Source organism: Pseudonocardia sp. Ae150A_Ps1 (assembly GCF_001932315.1).
Classification (GTDB): Bacteria; Actinomycetota; Actinomycetes; order Mycobacteriales; family Pseudonocardiaceae; genus Pseudonocardia.
Genome location: NZ_MCIJ01000001.1, coordinates 4,034,182 through 4,050,934 on the forward strand (window position 1 = coordinate 4,034,182; position 16,753 = coordinate 4,050,934).

At 73.8% G+C, this 16,753-nt stretch carries 19 protein-coding genes and 1 pseudogene; 11 read left to right on the plus strand and 9 right to left on the minus strand.

All coding sequences use genetic code 11. The annotated features are described in order from the left end of the window. Nucleotides 1-55: 55 nt before the first annotated feature. The 4 genes from Ae150APs1_RS18885 (at nucleotide 56) to Ae150APs1_RS18895 (ending at nucleotide 3,837) form a co-directional block, all read left to right on the plus strand. Complete coding sequence (locus tag Ae150APs1_RS18885) at nucleotides 56-973, plus strand: LysR family transcriptional regulator (protein ID WP_075299335.1); 918 nt, start codon at nucleotides 56-58, stop codon at nucleotides 971-973. Nucleotides 974-1,088: 115 nt separating this feature from the next. Further along, nucleotides 1,089-1,811 carry an MFS transporter gene (locus Ae150APs1_RS34665; protein ID WP_349289886.1) on the plus strand — a complete coding sequence of 241 codons (723 nt, stop codon included), beginning with the start codon at nucleotides 1,089-1,091 and terminating at the stop codon, nucleotides 1,809-1,811. 9 nt (nucleotides 1,812-1,820) lie between these two features. Continuing rightward, the gene (locus tag Ae150APs1_RS34670; RefSeq protein WP_349289887.1) at nucleotides 1,821-2,435 is read left to right on the plus strand and encodes an MFS transporter; all 615 of its coding nucleotides are present in this window, start codon (nucleotides 1,821-1,823) and stop codon (nucleotides 2,433-2,435) included. Between the two features lie 265 nt (nucleotides 2,436-2,700). Next, entirely contained in the window at nucleotides 2,701-3,837 is a 1,137-nt protein-coding gene (locus Ae150APs1_RS18895; protein ID WP_075299336.1) for a methyltransferase domain-containing protein, read from the plus strand. 106 nt (nucleotides 3,838-3,943) lie between these two features. Here the strand turns inward: Ae150APs1_RS18895 and Ae150APs1_RS18900 are convergent, their stop codons facing one another. Next, nucleotides 3,944-4,897, minus strand: coding sequence for a DUF808 domain-containing protein (locus Ae150APs1_RS18900; RefSeq protein ID WP_075299338.1), 954 nt, complete (start codon nucleotides 4,895-4,897; stop codon nucleotides 3,944-3,946). Between the two features lie 155 nt (nucleotides 4,898-5,052). Here Ae150APs1_RS18900 and Ae150APs1_RS18905 point away from each other — a divergent pair, with 155 nt between their 5' ends. From Ae150APs1_RS18905 to Ae150APs1_RS18915, 3 genes are all read left to right on the plus strand, one after another. Then, nucleotides 5,053-6,420, plus strand: a complete 1,368-nt coding sequence (locus Ae150APs1_RS18905; RefSeq protein ID WP_083680233.1) for a glycoside hydrolase family 140 protein — start codon at nucleotides 5,053-5,055, stop codon at nucleotides 6,418-6,420. Nucleotides 6,421-6,465: 45 nt separating this feature from the next. Continuing rightward, nucleotides 6,466-7,329 carry an MBL fold metallo-hydrolase gene (locus Ae150APs1_RS18910; RefSeq protein WP_083680234.1) on the plus strand — a complete coding sequence of 288 codons (864 nt, stop codon included), beginning with the start codon at nucleotides 6,466-6,468 and terminating at the stop codon, nucleotides 7,327-7,329. 168 nt (nucleotides 7,330-7,497) lie between these two features. Then, nucleotides 7,498-8,007: a bifunctional nuclease family protein gene (locus tag Ae150APs1_RS18915; protein ID WP_075299341.1), complete on the plus strand. Its 510-nt coding sequence runs from the start codon at nucleotides 7,498-7,500 to the stop codon at nucleotides 8,005-8,007. 8 nt (nucleotides 8,008-8,015) lie between these two features. Here Ae150APs1_RS18915 and Ae150APs1_RS18920 read toward each other — a convergent pair whose 3' ends face one another. The 6 genes and pseudogenes from Ae150APs1_RS18920 to Ae150APs1_RS33745 form a co-directional block, all read right to left on the minus strand. Next, on the minus strand, nucleotides 8,016-8,246 hold the full coding sequence (locus tag Ae150APs1_RS18920; RefSeq protein WP_075299343.1) for a hypothetical protein: 231 nt from the start codon (nucleotides 8,244-8,246) through the stop codon (nucleotides 8,016-8,018). 5 nt (nucleotides 8,247-8,251) lie between these two features. After that, on the minus strand, nucleotides 8,252-8,653 hold the full coding sequence (locus Ae150APs1_RS18925; protein WP_075299345.1) for a hypothetical protein: 402 nt from the start codon (nucleotides 8,651-8,653) through the stop codon (nucleotides 8,252-8,254). Between the two features lie 133 nt (nucleotides 8,654-8,786). Next, nucleotides 8,787-9,662: a LysR family transcriptional regulator gene (locus tag Ae150APs1_RS18930; protein ID WP_075299347.1), complete on the minus strand. Its 876-nt coding sequence runs from the start codon at nucleotides 9,660-9,662 to the stop codon at nucleotides 8,787-8,789. Nucleotides 9,663-9,686: 24 nt separating this feature from the next. Next, nucleotides 9,687-10,805: a class I SAM-dependent methyltransferase gene (locus Ae150APs1_RS18935; RefSeq protein ID WP_075299349.1), complete on the minus strand. Its 1,119-nt coding sequence runs from the start codon at nucleotides 10,803-10,805 to the stop codon at nucleotides 9,687-9,689. Between the two features lie 91 nt (nucleotides 10,806-10,896). Next, nucleotides 10,897-11,673: an FAD-dependent monooxygenase gene (locus tag Ae150APs1_RS34675; protein WP_349289910.1), complete on the minus strand. Its 777-nt coding sequence runs from the start codon at nucleotides 11,671-11,673 to the stop codon at nucleotides 10,897-10,899. After that, nucleotides 11,595-12,032, minus strand: a pseudogene (locus tag Ae150APs1_RS33745) (FAD-dependent monooxygenase); the annotation flags it as partial. The gene Ae150APs1_RS34675 and the pseudogene Ae150APs1_RS33745, both read right to left, overlap by 79 nt. A 78-nt stretch (nucleotides 12,033-12,110) precedes the next feature. Here Ae150APs1_RS33745 and Ae150APs1_RS18945 point away from each other — a divergent pair. Both Ae150APs1_RS18945 and Ae150APs1_RS18950 read left to right on the plus strand, forming a co-directional pair. Further along, a complete protein-coding gene (locus Ae150APs1_RS18945) occupies nucleotides 12,111-12,800 on the plus strand; it encodes a TetR/AcrR family transcriptional regulator (protein WP_060574046.1) in 690 nt (229 codons plus the stop codon). A gap of 225 nt (nucleotides 12,801-13,025) precedes the next feature. Further along, the gene (locus Ae150APs1_RS18950) at nucleotides 13,026-14,351 is read left to right on the plus strand and encodes an MFS transporter (protein ID WP_075302289.1); all 1,326 of its coding nucleotides are present in this window, start codon (nucleotides 13,026-13,028) and stop codon (nucleotides 14,349-14,351) included. Between the two features lie 26 nt (nucleotides 14,352-14,377). Here the strand turns inward: Ae150APs1_RS18950 and Ae150APs1_RS18955 are convergent, their stop codons facing one another. Beyond that, nucleotides 14,378-14,767, minus strand: coding sequence for a 4-oxalocrotonate tautomerase family protein (locus tag Ae150APs1_RS18955; RefSeq protein WP_060574045.1), 390 nt, complete (start codon nucleotides 14,765-14,767; stop codon nucleotides 14,378-14,380). A 101-nt stretch (nucleotides 14,768-14,868) separates the two neighbouring features. On the opposite strand from Ae150APs1_RS18955, the gene Ae150APs1_RS18960 reads away from it, so the two are divergent. Both Ae150APs1_RS18960 and Ae150APs1_RS18965 read left to right on the plus strand, forming a co-directional pair. Then, entirely contained in the window at nucleotides 14,869-15,315 is a 447-nt protein-coding gene (locus Ae150APs1_RS18960) for a helix-turn-helix domain-containing protein (RefSeq protein ID WP_060574044.1), read from the plus strand. A gap of 67 nt (nucleotides 15,316-15,382) precedes the next feature. Then, the gene (locus Ae150APs1_RS18965; protein ID WP_075299351.1) at nucleotides 15,383-15,970 is read left to right on the plus strand and encodes a TetR/AcrR family transcriptional regulator; all 588 of its coding nucleotides are present in this window, start codon (nucleotides 15,383-15,385) and stop codon (nucleotides 15,968-15,970) included. 3 nt (nucleotides 15,971-15,973) lie between these two features. On the opposite strand, the gene Ae150APs1_RS18970 is transcribed toward Ae150APs1_RS18965, so the two are convergent. Beyond that, complete coding sequence (locus tag Ae150APs1_RS18970) at nucleotides 15,974-16,753, minus strand: enoyl-CoA hydratase/isomerase family protein (RefSeq protein ID WP_060574042.1); 780 nt, start codon at nucleotides 16,751-16,753, stop codon at nucleotides 15,974-15,976.

Sequence of the window (16,753 nt, forward strand, 5' to 3'; positions counted from 1 at the left end):
GCCGGTTGAAGGCCCGTCTGCCCGTGACAGTCTTTCGGGAGACGAAAGGAACCGCGTGGACCTCCCCGAGCTCGACGACCTCCGCTTCTTCACCGGCATCGCCGCGGCGGGCACGCTCACCGAGGCCGCACGGGTCTGGGGCGTGTCGGTGTCGGCGGTGAGCAAGCGGCTCGCGCGGCTGGAACGACGGCTGGGAGCGCGGCTGGTCAACCGCAGTACCCGGCGGCTGACGCTGACCGACGAGGGGCGCCGCTACGCCGAGGGTGCGGTCGACGTCCTCGGACGGATCGACGACCTGGAGGACGACATCGGCCGCCGGTCCGCGCGGCTGCACGGCCGGATCGCGATACACGCGACGATGGGGTTCGGGCGGTCGCACCTCGCGCCGCTGCTCGGGTCGTTCGGGGCGGCCCACCCGGACCTGCGGATCGACCTGGAGCTCTCGCACCTGCCGGTGCACGTGGGCGGCACCGGGTACGACTTCGCCGTGCGCGCCGGGCCGCTGCCGGACTCGCGGATGCACGCGCGGCCGTTGCTGCGCAACCGGCGGGTCGTCTGCGCCGCCCCGTCCTACGTGGCCCGGCGCGGCGAGCCGCGCACGCTCGGCGAGCTCGCCGAGCACGACTGCATCGTGATCCGCGAGAACGACACCGCCTACGCCCACTGGCGCTTCGGGACCGGGGCCGACGTCGCGGGCGTCCGGGTGACGGGGTCGACGACCTGCAACGACGGCGAGGTCGCGACGGCGTGGTGCCTGGCCGGGCGGGGGCTGGTGATGCGGTCGCTGTGGCAGGTGGCGCCGCTGCTGGAGGCGGGGGAGCTGGTGCAGGTGCTGCCCGGGATCCCGACGCCGCCTGCCGACCTCGTCGCGGTGCACGATGCGTCGCCGCCCCGTCGGGTGGTCGCGGCGCTCGACCACCTCGTCGCGGGGCTCGCGGAGCGGCTGCCCGCGGCCGGGTCGCCGCTGCTCTGAGACGGCCCCCCGTCTGGCGGAGAACCACGTCGTCGTGTGGCCTGGTGTCGTTACTCACTGCAACGTATGGTGCAGATCACATCCGATGGTGATCTCCGCAGTGCGGGAGGGTTCGATGACGCATCCGTCCCCGACGACGACGCCGACGCCCCGGGAGACCCGCCGGGTCGCCCTGGCGACCCTGATCGGCACGTCGATCGAGTGGTTCGACTTCTTCGTCTACGGCGCGGCCGCCGCGCTCGTGTTCGGCAAGCTCTTCTTCCCGACCGCCAACCCACTCACCGGCACCCTGCTCGCGCTGTCCACCTTCGGCGTCGGCTTCGTCGCGCGGCCCTTCGGCGGGGTGATCTTCGCGCACTTCGGCGACCGGATCGGCCGCAAGTCGATGCTGGTGCTGTCGGTCGTGCTGATGGGCGGGGGCACGTTCCTCGTCGGGCTGATGCCGACCTACGCGACGATCGGCGTCGCCGCGCCGATCCTGCTCGTCCTGCTGCGGATCGTGCAGGGCATCGGGCTCGGCGGCGAGTGGGGCGCGGCCGCGGTGATGGCCGTCGAGTACGCGCCACCGCACCGGCGCGGGTTCTTCGGCAGCTTCCCGCAGACGGGTGTGCCCGCCGGCATGCTCACGGCGAACCTGGCGCTGTTGGTCATGTCCGCGACGATGTCGGAGGAGGCGTTCCTCGCCTGGGGCTGGCGGGTCCCGTTCCTCGTGTCGATCGTGCTCGTCGCCCTCGGGATCGCGATCCGGCTCAAGGTCGCCGAGTCGCCGGTGTTCGAGCAGGCCCGGGCGGCCGGGAAGATCGAGCGGCAGCCGGTGCTCGCCGTGCTGCGGCGGTAACCGGTCAACGTGCTCCGCGCGGCCGGCCTGCGGTTCGCCGAGAACAGCACCTTCTACATCCACACCACGTTCGTGCTGACCTACGGCACGGTCGTCCTCGGGATGGCACGCGGCGACCTGTTGGTCGCCGTGATCGTCTCGTCGGCGATCGGGCTGGTCAGCATCCCGTTCTACGGCTGGGCGTGCGACCGGTGGGGGCGGCGGCGCACCGTGCTGTGGGGCTCGTTCGTGCTGCTCGGGATGAGCTGGCCGTACTTCTGGGCCCTCGACACCCGGTCGCTGCCGCTGATCGTGCTGGCCACCGTGGTCGCGGTGAACGTCGGCAACTCGGCCGTCTACGCGCCGCAGCCCGCCTACTTCTCGGAGCTGTTCGAGCCGGAGGTGCGCTACAGCGGCGCGTCGATCGGGGCCCAGGGTGCGAGCGTGTTCGCCGGGGGACTCGCCCCGGTGATCGCGACGGCGCTGCTCGACGCCACCGGTGGTTTCGACGCCATCGCGATCTACATGTCGGCGATGGTGCTGATCACGATCGTCGCGGCGTTCCTGTCGCCGGATCCGTACAAGGCCGGGCTGCGGAAGGCGGCCGCGGCGCAGACCGCCGAGGTGCGTCCGATCGGCCGGTGATCCCCGCCCCGCCCGCCCCGTCACCGCCCGCCGCACCCGTCACCACGCCGCACCTCGTCGCCGCGCGGCGCACCCCGTCGCCGCCTGACGCACCCCGTCGTCGACCGGCGCACCCGTCGCAGCGGGTGCGCGGGCCGGTGACGGGGTGCATGGAGAGGGGACGAGGGTGTAGGTGCGGGGCGCGGACGACGGGACCGCCAGGATGCGTGGCGCCGGAGCGCCGACCTCGAGACGGGCCGGCCCGGGGAGCGGGGGAGGACGCGCGGTGACACCCGACTGGAGGATCCGTGCGGAACGGCTCGCCGAGACACTCGCCGACGACGGGGCGTCGACCGACCCGCGGTGGGCGGAGGCGCTGCGCACCGTGCCCCGCCACGTGTTCGTACCCGAGTTCTTCGAGCAGACCACCGACGGGAGCGGTTGGGAGCGCGTGGACCCCACCACCGACCCCGAGCGGTGGGCCGACGCGGTCCACGCGGACCGGTCCCTGGTCACCGAGCTCCAGTCGTCACCGACGGTGCTGGACGGGCACCCGATCCCGTCGTCGTCCACGCTGCCGTCGCTGATGGTCCGCATGCTCGAGCTGCTCGACGTCACCGAGGGGGACCGGGTGCTGGAGATCGGCACCGGCACCGGCTGGAACGCGGCCCTGCTGTCGTCCGTCGTCGGCGCGGCACGGGTCACCACCGTCGAGCTGCAGCCCGATCTCGCCTCGATCGCCCGTGAGCGTCTCGCCGCGATCGGTCTGCACCCGACCGTCGTCACCGGGGACGGTGGCGACGGGGCGCCGGAGGGGGCGCCCTACGACCGGATCATCGCCACCTGCGGAGTCTCCAGGGTGCCGGGCGCGTGGGTGTCCCAGCTCGCCGCCGGTGGCCGGATCGTCGCCGACCTGCGCAGCGAGTCCAGCAGCAGCCTGGTGGCGCTCGACGCGATCGACCACGACCACGTCGCCGGGCACCTCGTCGGCCGCCCCGGGCTGTTCATGTGGATGCGCCCGACCGTCGACCATCCGCTCCTCGACCCGGCGCGCACCACTCCGGACATCCGGGCCGGGGAACGCATCGGCCCCCGGGAGAGCGTCGTCGATCCCCGCGATCTCGACGCCCCGGGGCTGCGGACGCTGATCGGGATCGCCTGCCCCGAGCTGGAGATCCCGCCGGTACCGGGGCAACCGATCTCCGACGGCGCCGGTTCGTGGGCCCGGCTCGACGGGAGCGCGGTCACCCAGGGCGGCCCGCGGCGTCCGTGGGCCCGGATCGAGGCGGTCGCCCGGATCTGGCGGCAGCTCGGCACGCCGGGCACCGAACGGTTCGGCGTCACCGTCGACTCCGCGGGGACGCACCGGTTCTGGCTGGACCGCCCGACCGACGAGCTGCCCGCCGAGGTCGGCGACATCTGATCGGCGACGCACCCCGTCACGGCGTGGCGCACCCGCTGCGTGGGGTGCGCGGCACCGCAACGGGGTGCGCGGCACGGCAACGGGGTGCGCGGCCGAGGCACGCCGGTCAGTGCGCGGCCGACGCCCGCCGGGGCCAGGGGACCAGGTGCAGCACCGCGACGACGATCGCGCCCACGACGATGCCGAGGATCGCCGAGCCGACGGTGTTCGTGAGCCAGCCGAGGAACCCGCCGAGCGCGCCGGTCGCGTCGTGCACCAGCAGCTCCAGATGGTGGACGAATCCGTACAGCGGGTGGAAGCCGAGCTCGTCGGTGCCCACCAGCAGGATGTGCCCGCCGACCCAGAGCATCGCGGCGACGCCGACGACCGACAGCACCGTGAGGACGACCGGCATCGCCCGCACCAGCCCGCGGCCGAACGCGGCCACCGCCCCGGAGCCGCGCGCGGCCAGTGCCAGCCCGGCGTCGTCCATCTTCACGATCAGCGCCACCACGCCGTAGACGAGCGCGGTGATCGCGACGGCCACCACGGCCAGGATCACGGCGCGGGCGACGAATCCCTCGGACGCCACCTCGTTCAGCGCGATGACCATGATCTCGGCGGAGAGGATGAAGTCGGTCCGCACCGCACCGGAGACGACCTTCTTCTCGTGCGCGTCGGGATCGGCGGCGGCCTGCTCGTCCTGGGTCTCGGCGGTCGGGGTGTGCCCGGCGAGCTTCTCCCAGATCTTCTCGGCGCCCTCGTAGCAGAGGTAGGTGCCGCCGAGCATGAGGATCGGGGTGAGCAGCCACGGCGCGAACTGGCTCAGCAGCAGCGCCACCGGCAGGATGACCAGCAGCTTGTTGCGCAGCGAGCCGGTGGCGATCCGCCGGATGATCGACAGCTCCCGCTCCGGCTTGAGGCCCTGGACGTAGCGCGGGGTCACGGCGGCGTCGTCGACGACCACGCCGGCCGCCTTCGCCCCGGCCCGCCCGGCCGCTCCGGCGACGTCGTCGAGGGACGACGCGGTCAGCCGCACCAGTGCCGCCACGTCGTCGAGCAGGGCGAACAGGCCGCTCATCGGGTCATCACGGTGGCGCAGCCTACGGGGTCGGCGTTGCACGGAGACATCACTCGGCCGTCGACGGGTCGTTCCGGTGGAACCGCCCCCTCCGCCGGTAGGTTCGCGGTCGATCATCGACGGACCTGCGGGTCCCGCTGCGGTCCGGAGGCCCCATGCCACGCCCGACACCGAGCCGCACCCGGCGGACTTCGGTGGCGCTCGGTGTCGCGCTGTCGGTCGGTGTGCTCGCCGCCGCCGGGGTCACCTCGTCGCTGCCGTCACGCGGCCCGGACCGGTCCGAGGGGCCGGCCGGGCCACCGCCCGTCCCGGCCGCGGACGCCGGGACGCCGCGGCTGGAGACCGACGGCCGGTGGTTCTCCGCGGGCGGCCGGCCGTTCTTCTGGCTGGGCGACACCGCGTGGGCACTGCTCGGGAAGGCGGACCGGGAGGAGACCCTCCGCTACCTCGACACCCGCGCCGCCCAGGGCTACACGGTGATCCAGACCGTGGCGATCTTCCCGCAGGCCGGGGCGACGAGGCCGGTGAACGGCGACGTGAGCAGCGTCGGTGAGCACGACGAGTTCTGGGACCGCGTCGACGCCGTGATCGACGCCGCCGCCGAGCGCGGCCTGTACCTCGCGATCCACCCGGTGTGGGGCGACGACCAGACCGGCTCGGTGGTCGACGAGGGCAACGCCGGTGCCTACGGCCGGTTCCTCGGCGAGCGCTACGGGGACCGGGACAACGTGACCTGGACCCTCGGCGGGGACCATCCCGCCGACGGCGAGGAGGAGCTCTGGGCCGCGCTCGCGGAGGGCCTCGACGCCGGCGGTGGGACCCAGCTGACGACGTACCATCCGCAGGGCGACCAGAGCTCCGCCCAGTGGTTCGCCGGTGCCCCCTGGCTGGACTTCCACATGATCCAGGGCGGGCACTGCCTGCGCTACGACGTCCGGCGGGAGCTGGTCGAGTCCACCTACGCCGCCACCCCTGCCCGGCCGTTCGTCGACGGCGAGCCGATCTACGAGGACCACCCGTACTGCTGGGAGCCGGACCAGGGCTTCTCGACCGCTCAGGACGTGCGCCGCGACGCGTACTGGGCCGTGCTCGGCGGCGCCGCAGGCCACACCTACGGCGCGCACGCGGTCTGGCAGTTCAGCGACGGCGGCAGCGGCGAGCTCGGTGCGCGCGGGAGCTGGACCGACGCACTCGAGCTCCCGGCCGGGCGGCAGATGGTGCACCTGCGCGACCTGATGACGTCGCTGCCGTTCACGCAGGGGGAGCCGGCGCCGTCGGTGCTCGCGTCGGACACCGGATCGGGGGCCGACCGGATCGTGGCCAACCGCGCCGCCGACGGGTCCTACCTGCTGGTCTACACCCCGTCGGGCCGGTCGGTCGCGCTCCGGCCCGGGGCCCTCGACGGGACGGCCCGGGCGCAGTGGTTCGACCCGCGGACCGGGGAGTACCGGGACGCGCCGCGATCCGGCGGGGAGTTCGCGCCGCCGTCGGACGAGGACTGGGTGCTGGTCGCGCGGCGCTGACCGGACAGGACGTTTCCCCACGGCGGACCCCGGGGAGCCGGACGGGTGGCGACGATCGGAGGCCCGATGCACCTGCAGGACGGACCGCTCTGCCGCCGGTGCGGCGTCCAGTACCCGCTCGGGGCCGGGTCCGGCCCGTGCCCCGTCTGCGAGGACGAGCGCGAGTACGTCGACTGGTCCGGCCAGCACTGGACGACGCCCGCCGGCCTGCACGCCGAGGGCGTCCGCGGCGAGGTCTGCGAGGAGGTCCCGGGCCTGTGGGGGGTCGGCACGACGCCGTCCGTCGGGATCGGGCAGCGGGCACTGCTGGTGCCCGGGCCCGGCGGCAACGTCCTGTGGGACTGCACCGCCCTGCTCGACGACGCGACGGTGCAACGGGTGCACGAGCTGGGCGGCATCGACGCGATCGCCGTCTCGCACCCGCACTACTACTCGACGGTCGCTGCCTGGAGCAGCGAGTTCGGGGACGTGCCCGTGTACGTGCACGCCGCCGACCTCGACTGGGTCCCGCGCGGTGTCGACGTCGAGGCGTGGGACGGCGCCGGACGCGAGATCCTGCCCGGCCGCACCCTGGTGCACCTGGGCGTGCACTTCGCCGGGGGATCGGTACTGCACTGGGCCGACGGCACCGACGGGCGCGGTGCGGTCTGCGCCGGCGACATCGTGACCGTCGTCCCGGACCGGCGCTGGGTCGGTTTCATGTACAGCTACCCGAACCTGATCCCGGAGCATCCGGACACGGTCCGCCGGGCCGTCGCCGAGCTCGGACGGCTCCGCTACGGCGCGCTCTACGGCGCCTGGTGGGGACATGTCGTCCAGGGCGACGCGCACGACGCCGTCGTCCGCTCGGCCCGGCGTTACCTGCGTCATCTCGGGCTCGACCCGGGTGCGGCCGACGCCGACGGGTAGGCGTCCGGACGGCCCACCGGCAGGCGGTCGTCTCGTCGGTATGGGGGTCGGGGCCTCGTCCGGACCGGGATCGGCGAGTACGTTCACAGCTCCTCCTCCCACGGAGCGGTCGGTGTGCGGGGACGACCGGTCCGGGTAGGTGTGCCGACGCCGAGGACGGGAGCGGTCATGGCGCAGGTACGGGTTCGTGCGGTGGGCATCGACGTCGGGCCGGACACCCCGGTCCTGCTGCTGGAGGAGATCGGCGGGGCGGGCCGCGTCGTCCCGGTGTCGGTGGGCGGGCCGGAGGCGACCGCGCTGGTCGTGGCGCTGGAACGGGTGCACGGTGTCCGTCCCGACACCCATCGGCTGATCGGTGAGCTGCTGACGACCTTCGGACGGCAGCTGGTGCAGGTACGCGTGCACACGCTCGCCGAGGGGATCTTCCACGCCGAGCTGATGCTCGACGACGGCACGACCGTCGACTCCCGGACCAGCGACGCCGTCGTGCTCGCCCTGTGGGCGGGTGCCGGCATCCAGGTCGACGAGGACATCCTCGTGGCGGCGGGGGTCGCGGCCGAGACCGTCACCATCGAGGGTGCCGGGCGCGCCGGCGCGGACGCGGAGATCGAGGAGGAGCTCCGGCGGTTCCTCGACACCGCCACCCCCGACGACTTCGGCCCGGACCCGCAGGACTGACGCCGACGTCACCGGGCGGGATGCCGGTCCGCTCCCACGACGTCGTGGAGCTCCTCGCGGGCCAGCCGCTCCAGCAGCTCGGGCAGCGATCCGGGCGGTACACCGGCCAGCCGCCGCCGGCAGGTCCGGACCACGGCGACGACGGTGCGGTGGTCCAGGTCGGCGGCGAACTCGGCCGCCAGCCGCGCGGTCACGTGCGACTCGTCGCCCGCCGGGCGGGCCGGGCGGGCCCGGGACACCGCACTCACCCGTCGGCGGCCGCGACGCCGCGACGACGCCGGTGGCCCCGCCGCAGCGGCGTGACGACGGCACCGCCGGCAGGCGCCGGGCTCCGGTCCGGGACCGCGTCGCCGTCGGGGACCCGGGTGACCTGGCGGACCCGCAGCAGCCGCCGCCGGGTGCCGAGCCGGTGCTGGGTGCGGCCCAGGAGGGCCGGCAACCGGTCGTCGTACCGGGCGACCGACGAGGCGTCGATCGTCAGGACCTGTCTCGTGCCGGCGAGGAAGTCCGCGATGTGCGTGTCGATCCGGTCGAGGACCGCCTCGTCGATCGCGCCCCGGAGGACGATCAACCAGTCACCGGGACCGTCGATGAACGACCCGACGAAGCTGACGCTCCGCGTCCCGAGCGCTTCTCCGTAGTGCATCGCCGAGCCCTCCCCGACCCTCGATCACACACGACGTGCGGATCACCGAGGTCCAGGGCGATGCCGAGAAAGTACTTGTACCGCACGTCGCGGGGGGTGTCGAGAGGCTCGCGGCCGTAGCCGGACGTACCTCTCACCGGGTCGCGATCCGGGTGAACGCGGCCGCGGCCGGGCTCGCCGACGTCCGCGGCAGCACCAGCGCCCCGTGCAGGCTCTCGCCCGTGGCGGCCGGGCGGACGACGAGTCCGGCCTCCTCCGCGAGCCCGCGCCACGAGTCCGCGACGACCGCGACCCCCATCCCGGCGAGCACGAGCGGCAGCAACGCCTCGCGCTGCTCCACCTGGACCGCGATCCGGCAGTCGGTCGAGGACAGGATCGCCTCCGCCACCCGGCGCATCCCGGTGCCGTGCTGACCGACGACGAGGTCCAGGCCGCGCAGGGCGTCCAGCTCGACCGGTCCGTCGCCGGCCGGGAGGTCGGCCGCGTCACGGGCGACGACGACGTAGCCCTGCACGAACAGCGGCTCGACCCGGAGGTCCGGTTCGAGCACCGGGCCGTTCGCCGTCGCGAGGAGCCCGACCTCGGCCGCTCCGGTGCAGACCGCGTCGCACACCTCGTCCGGTCCGGGCGCGGTGGCGACGCCGACCGACACACCGGGATGGGCCCGGCGGAACCCGGCGATCATCGTCGGGAGCGGGTGCACCGCCTGGGACGGCATCGACGTGACGGCGAGCCGTCCCCCGTGCAGGCCCTCGACCGACGCGACCGTCGCCTGGGCGACGTCGAGTGCCCGGACGAGGTCGCGGGCGGGCTCGACGAGCGCGCGGCCGGCCGCGGTGAGGACCAGCCGGCGTCCGGTCCGGAGGAACAGGTCGCTGCCGAGCTCCCGCTCCAGCCGGCGCAGCGCCTGCGACACCGACGGCTGCGCGACGTGCAGCCGGGCGGCGGCCGCGTGCACGGTCCCGGTCTTGACGACGGCGAGGAAGTACCGCACCTGCCGGACGTCCATGGCGGGACCCTAGCGAGGCCCCCGTCAGCGGGGGCGCATCCGGTAGAAGCGCCAGAACCCGAAGTCCTCGATCGGCAGGACCTCGACGTCGGTGAGCCCGGCCCAGGCGGCGTAGTCCCGCACCGTCGACTCGCGGATGACGGTGCCGGTCGCCGCGGACGGCTCGTGCGACATCGCGTCGGGCAGGCACAGCATCGTGCTGAAACCGTAGAGCAGGCGTTCGACGTCCCCGGCCGGTGCGCGGAAGGTGTCCTCGGCCGCCTCGTCCATCACGACCACGACGCCGCCGGGACGCAGCGCGCGACGGGCCGAGGTCAGGAACTCCACCGGATGGGGCAGGTCGTGCAGGCACTCGAACGCGAACACCGCGTCGTACGCGGCCTCCGGGAGGGCGGTCGCCGCGTCGCCGGTGCGGAACGTGACCCGCTCGGTCTGCCCGGCCGCCACGGCGTGGCCTGCCGCGGCGGCCGTCGACGGCGGGTCCGGGTCGACGCCGTGGACCGTGGCACCCGGGTAGGCCCTGGCCAGCGCGATCGTCGACCAGCCCTCGCCGCAGCCGAGGTCCGCGATCGCGGCACCGGACCGGTCGAGGTGCCGGTGCAGGTCGGGGACGCCGGCGAGCGCATCGGCGAGCCGGTGCTCGTACCAGGGCCGGTTCATGTCGGCCTGCCCCGTGCGCGCGTCCGGTCCGAACTGCGCCCAGCTCACCCCGCCGCCGGAGCGGTAGGCCGCGCCGAGCGCCGGCAGCTGGACGGCCGCCGCGCCGACGAACCGGGTCAGCGGGGCCAGGAAGTTGACGCTGTCGGTGGCCGTCATGACCTCGGCGACGCCCGGTCCGAGCCCGAACCGGCGCGGCTCGGTGCTGTCTGCGCCGTCTCCGACGACGGTCAGAAACCCCGACGTGGCCTGCTGCTCCAGCCATTCGCGGGCGTAGCGCGGGTCGGTCCCGCTCCGGTCGGCGAGCTCGCCGGGGGAGAGCGGGCCCGCCTCGGCGAGGACCCGGTACCAGCCCAGCCGGTCGCCGAGGTAGCACGCGAGCACGTCGAACGCGCCGAGCGTCGCGGCGAGGACGCGTTCGGCCACCGCCTCGGCCGCCTCCGGGGCGTCGGACCCGGTGGTCGTCGTCTCCGTCGTTCCTGACATCGCGTCCTCCCCTGGACGTGGCCGTGGAAGCGGCCGATCGTCCGCCGTCCCTCTGCGGGCCGGAATCGTCAAGGTTGGGGAGGGGCGGCTCTCATCGGTCCGGACCCACCTCGGCGAAGAAGTCGAGGAGGCTGTGCGGTGCGTCGGCGCCGTAGCAGGCGTCGAAGACGACGGCCCCCTCCGCCGCGGCCTCGGCGCTGCGGGGGAACAGGGCCTGCTCGTACGCGGTGAGCGCGGCCTCGACGTCGCCGGGGTGGGCGGCGATCGCCCGGCCCAGCTCGGCGCCGTCGAGCATGGCCAGGTTGGCGCCGTCGCCGGACGGCGCCATGAGGTGGGCGGCGTCGCCGAGCAGGGTCACCCCGGCACCCGGTCCCACCGGTACCCCGACGCGGGCAGGGTCGTGATCGGTCGTACGACGGGAGCGGTGTCGCTGTCGGTGATCAGCGCGGTGAGCTCGGGCGCCCAGCCGTCGAACTCCGCGGCGACGAGCGCGGTCGCGGTGGCGGTGTCGCCGGTGCCGATCGGGGCGAACCACTCCTGCGGCCTGGTCAGCGCCACGTAGGAGTGCAGGGTCCCGCCGCGCTCGCGGTGGGCGACGATGCCCGTGCCCGGGGTCAGCGCGAACAGTGCCCCGCTGCCGACGGCCCGGGCGGTGGCCGGGTGGCGGGTGTCGCCGTCGTACAGGTAGGTCTCGACGAACGACGTGCCGACGTACTCCGGACGCGCGCCGGACAGCAGCGCGCGGACCCGGGACCACGCCCCGTCCGCGCCGATGAGCAGCATCGTGACGGCGGTGTCGCCGTCGGCGAAGGTCACCTCGTGCCGGCCCCCGCCGAGCGCCCGGACGCCGGTGACCTTGTGTCCCCACCGGACGGTGCCGTCCGGGAGGGAGTCGAGCAGCATCCGGCGCAGCTCGCCGCGCTGCACCTCGGGCCGCCCTCCGGAGCCGTCGTCGGGCTCGTCGAACAGGACGGTCCCGTCCGGGGCGACGACCCGCGTCGCCTCCCCGCCCGCCAGGACGAGGGCGCGGAACTGCTCGCCCAGACCCGCCGCCTCGAGCGCGGGCCGGCCGGTCTCGTCGTGGATGTCGAGCATCCCGCCCTGTGTGCGGGCCGTGGGGGAGGCCTCCGCCTCGTGGACCGTGACGGGGATCCCGTGGACGTGCAGGACGCGGGCCAGGGTGAGGCCGCCGAGTCCGGCACCGATGATCGTGACAGGGGAGTTCACGACGGCTCCTTCCGACGATTGGAATGTTGTTCCAAGGGAGAGTTTGGAACAACGTTCCAGACCTGTCAAGATGGCGGCATGACACCTCGGACGCGTCGCAGGGATGCGCTCTCCCGCGAGCGCATCGTCGGGACCGCCGTCGAGGTGCTCGACGCGTCCGGCGAGAACGGGCTCACGTTCCGGGCGCTCACCGAGCGCCTGGCCACCGGTCCCGGCGCGATCTACTGGCACGTGGCGAACAAGGACGAGCTGCTCGCCGCGGCGACCGACGATGTCGTCGCCGCCGCGCTGGCCGTCGACCCGGGCCGGGACGTCACGCCACGGGACGGGGTCCGCGCCGTCGCGCTCGGCCTGTTCGACGCGATCGACGACCACCCGTGGCTCGGCGCGCAGCTGTCGTCGCAGCTCTCCCGTGCACCGTGGGGGCCGGTGACGACGCGGATCCTGGAGAGCGTCGGGCAGCGGGTCCGCGCGCTGGAGGTGCCCGAGGACGCGTGGTTCACGGCGACCACCGCGCTCGTGCACCACATCCTCGGCGCCGCGGCGCAGAATGCCGCGAACGCCCGTGTGGCCGGGCCGGACGCGGACCGCAGCGCAATGCTCGGCGTCGCCGCACGGGCGTGGGAGGAGCTCGATCCCGTCGAGTACCCGTTCGTCCGTGCCGTGGCGGACCGGATGCGGGAGCACGACGACCGGGAGCAGTTCCTCGCCGGGATCGACCTCGTGCTCGCCGGGATCGCCGCGCTCTCGCCGGGATCGTCGCCGTGATCCCGGTCATTCGTTCCGGGGATTCCGGGCTTCGGCTGCGTCGGGGCGCTGACCGGTCCTGATCTCGCCGATCGGCCCCACCCAGGGTTTCCGTGTCGAGCCGGGTCTACTCGGAACCGGGTGCCACAAGAGAACAATTCCTTGGTGCAGATTCCTGGCAGGTGATCCGTTGGGGCGATCCCGTTCTGTCCGTACGGTTCGCGGAATCGAGCCGAAAGGGACGTGATGCGATCGCTGTTCGCGGACACGCGGTTCCGGAACCTGTTCGTGGCGCAGGTCGTCGCCCTCACCGGCACCGGCCTGGCCACGGTCGCGCTGGGCCTGCTCGCCTACGACCTCGCCGCCGACCGGGCCGCGCTGGTGCTGGGGGCGGCACTGGCGGTCAAGATGGTCGCGTACGTGGTCGTCGGCCCCGTGGTCGGCGCGGTCGCCGACCGGGTACCGCGGCGACGGCTGATGGTCGGCGCGGACCTCGTGCGCGCCGGCGTCGTCCTGCTCCTGCCGTGGGTCGCCGAGGTCTGGCAGGTGTTCGTCCTGATCGGGGTGCTGCAGACGGCCTCGGCGACCTTCACGCCCGTCTTCCAGTCGGTCCTTCCGGACGTCGTCACCGGCGAGAAGGACTACACGCGGGCCCTGTCGGCGTCGCAGCTGGCGAGCAGCCTGGAGACGGTCGGGAGCCCGCTCCTGGCCGCGGCGGCGCTGGCGGTGCTCGGCTACTCGTCGCTGTTCGTCGGGACGGTGGCCGGGTTCCTGGTCTCGGCCGCGCTCGTCGCCGGGACGGCCGTGCCGGCGGTCACCGCGCGCGCGGAGGGCGGCTTCGGCACCCGGGTGCTCCTCGGGGTACGGCTGTTCCGGGCGGTCCCGCAGCTGCGCGGGCTGCTCGCGCTGAACGCGGTGGTCGCCACGGTCGGCGTCGTCTCGCTGGTCACCACGGTCAACGTCGTCCGCGATCTCCTGGGCGGGTCCGATCCCGAGGTGGGCCTGCTCCTGGCGGTGTGCGGGGCGGGGACCGCGCTCGCGGCCGTCCTCTCGCCCTGGGCGGCGCGGCGCGCGTCGACCCGCACGGTCATGCTCTCCGGCGCGGTGGTCTCGCTCGCCGCCGCGGCCGCGACGGTGCTGGTCGGGCTGCACCCGTCGTGGCCCGCGGCGGTGGTGGCCTGGGCGCTCGTCGGCGCCGGGCCGGGACTGATCATGGTCAACACCGGGCGCCTGCTGCGGGTGTCGTCCGGTCCGGCGCAGCGGCCCGCATTGTTCAGCGCGCAGTTCTCCCTCTCCCACGCCTGCTGGCTGGTCACCTACCCGCTGACCGGCTGGCTCATGGTCGTCGCCGGGTTCACCGGTACCTGGGTCGTGCTCGCAGTGGCGGCGGTCGCCGGGACCGTCGCGGCGGTGACGCTGTGGCCGAGGACCGGCGCCGACCTGATCCGCCACCGCCACGACGGCGCCGACCACGCCCACGTCGCCCTGGCGCGGTGGACCGGGCGGGGCTGGGTGCACTCGCACCCGATCGTCGTCGACGACCGGCACCCGCACGGTCCGGTACCGGTCTGAAGCAGTACCCGACGCGGCCACGGTCCTCAGTGGACAGCACCCGGATCGTCGGCGGACTCCGGGAGGATCACCCCGTCCTCCATCACGTTGGCGCCGGGGACCTCGTGGAGGAAGATCGCCAGGCTCTCCTTGGCGTCCCCGGTGAGGCCGCACCACGCGTCCGCGATCCCGTGGATCAGCCGGCCGCGGACCTCGGCGGACCGGCCGTCCCGGATGAGCCCGACCATGCGCGGGCCGTCCACCGGCTCGCCGGCCACGAAGATGCTCCCGGCCGGGACCTCGGCGAACGAGCAGTGGACGTACGCGGCGGGCGCGCCGGTGACCTCGCTGTGCACCTTCGTCACGGCGGCGGCGATCTCGCGCTTGTGCTGCAGCGTCGCGCCGCCGGTGGGGACGGTGAACTGGTAGTAGGGCATCCGGGGCCTCCACAGGTAGGACTCGAAGAGAGTTCGACCGTAGCGAGGATTCGGCACAGCCACAAACTCGTCGGACTCGAATCGTTTCCTACTATGGAGGGGTGAAGCACGACGAACTGCAGGACGTGTACTGCTCCGTCGCCCGCACCTGGTCGGTGATCGGCGAACGGTGGACGATGATGATCCTCCGCGAGTGCTTCCGCGGGGAGCGTCGCTACGACCACTTCCGGTCGAAGCTCGGCCTGGGCAGCAACGTGCTCAACGACCGGCTACGGGTCCTCGTGGCCGAGGGGATCCTGGATCGTGTCCGCTACCAGGAGCGGCCGGCGCGGTACGAGTACCGGCTCACGACCAAGGGCGCCGATCTCTACCCGGTGCTGGTCGCGCTCATGGCGTGGGGTGACCGGTACGAGAACGACGTCCCGCCGGTGCGGCTGGTCCACCGGGGCTGTGGGCACGCCGCGGAGCCGAGGCCGACCTGCGCCCACTGCGGCGAGCCCGTCGGGTGGCGGGACATGACGGCCGAGTTCGAGCCGGACGCGTGGTGAGGCCGGTGCTCACGGGGCGTACGTGACGGGCTCGTCGGGTCCGGGAGGCGGCCCCTAGGCTGCCGGGGTGCCACGACCTGCCCGTTTCGACCAGGGCACGATCCTCGACGCCGCGCTCCGGGTGATCGCGGCCCACGGGCCGGCGGGAATGACGGTCGAGGCGGTGGCCGGGGAGATGGGCGGGCACGTCGGGTCGATCTACTACCGGTTCCCGACGAAGGACCATCTGCTGGCGCGGTTGTGGATCCGGTGCGCCCGCACCGGTCAGGCGGGCATGATTGCCGCCCTGTCGGTCGAGGACGTCGAGACCGCGCTGCGTACGGCCGTGCTGCACTATCCGCGGTGGGCGCGGGAGGACCGGCCCGCCGCCCAGGTGCTCGCCGCCTACGGCCGTGAGCAGCTCAGCCCGCATTGGCCCGACGACCTCGCGGCGGAGCTCGCGACGGTGAACGACGACCTGGCCGCGGCGGTGTCCCGGTTCACCGGGAGCTGGTACGGCGAGGTGACTCCGGCGCGGCGGCGGGCGGCGACGCTGGCGTTGCTGGATCTGCCCGGCGCGGCGATCCGCCGCTACCTGCTGGCCGGGCGACCGCCCCCGTCCGGTCTGGATGCCGTGATCCTCGCCGCCTCCCGTGCTGCGCTCGATGCGGCATGAGTGTCACCAGGTCGCTTCGGTTCCCTTGAGCTGCTGCCAGTAGCGCTTGTGGGCGTGGCGGGCGTCGGGCGTGGTGAACCAGCGTGGGAGCTCGTCGTCGAGGGGGTCGGACAGGTCGGCTATGTCGCGCAGGGCGGCGGCCTGGGTGGCACGTTTGGTGAAGGCATAGTGCTCGAGCGTGTCGGCGGGGATGGAGTCGGCGATCTCGACGGCGCGGCCGAGCAGCCGGTCGGCGGGCAGCAGCTCGTCGACCATGCGGAGGTCGAGGGCCTGGTCCTGGTCGACGGTCTCTCCGAACAGGGATGCGCGGGCAGCGGTGCGCTCGCCCCAGGCGTAGGTCAGCATGCGGACGTAGACCGCGGGCATCGGAATGCCGATGGGCACCTCGTTGAGCGCGAAGCGGGCACCGGTGTCGACGGCGATGCGTCGGTCGCACACCGCGGCGGTGATCAGGCCGCCGGCGAAGGCATGGCCGTTGACCGCGGCGACGGTGGGGCGCGGGTAGGTGAACAGGCGGACGTTCGTGGCCCGGTAGGCGGCGAACCAGTCGCGGACCCCGTCGGCCGGGCCGGCGAACAGGGGGAAGTGCTCGCCGAGGTCGAGGCCGGCGGAGAACCGGCCGTCCTGTCCGGTGAGCACGACCGGCGAATCCGGGTGGTCGGCTTCGAGGCGGTCGAACGCGTCGTGCAGGTCGGCGAAGAAGGCCCGGTTCTGGGCGTTGACCTTGTTGGTGGTCATGGTGACCACGGCGACGCGGCCGTGTCGGTCGATGGTCCAGCTCAT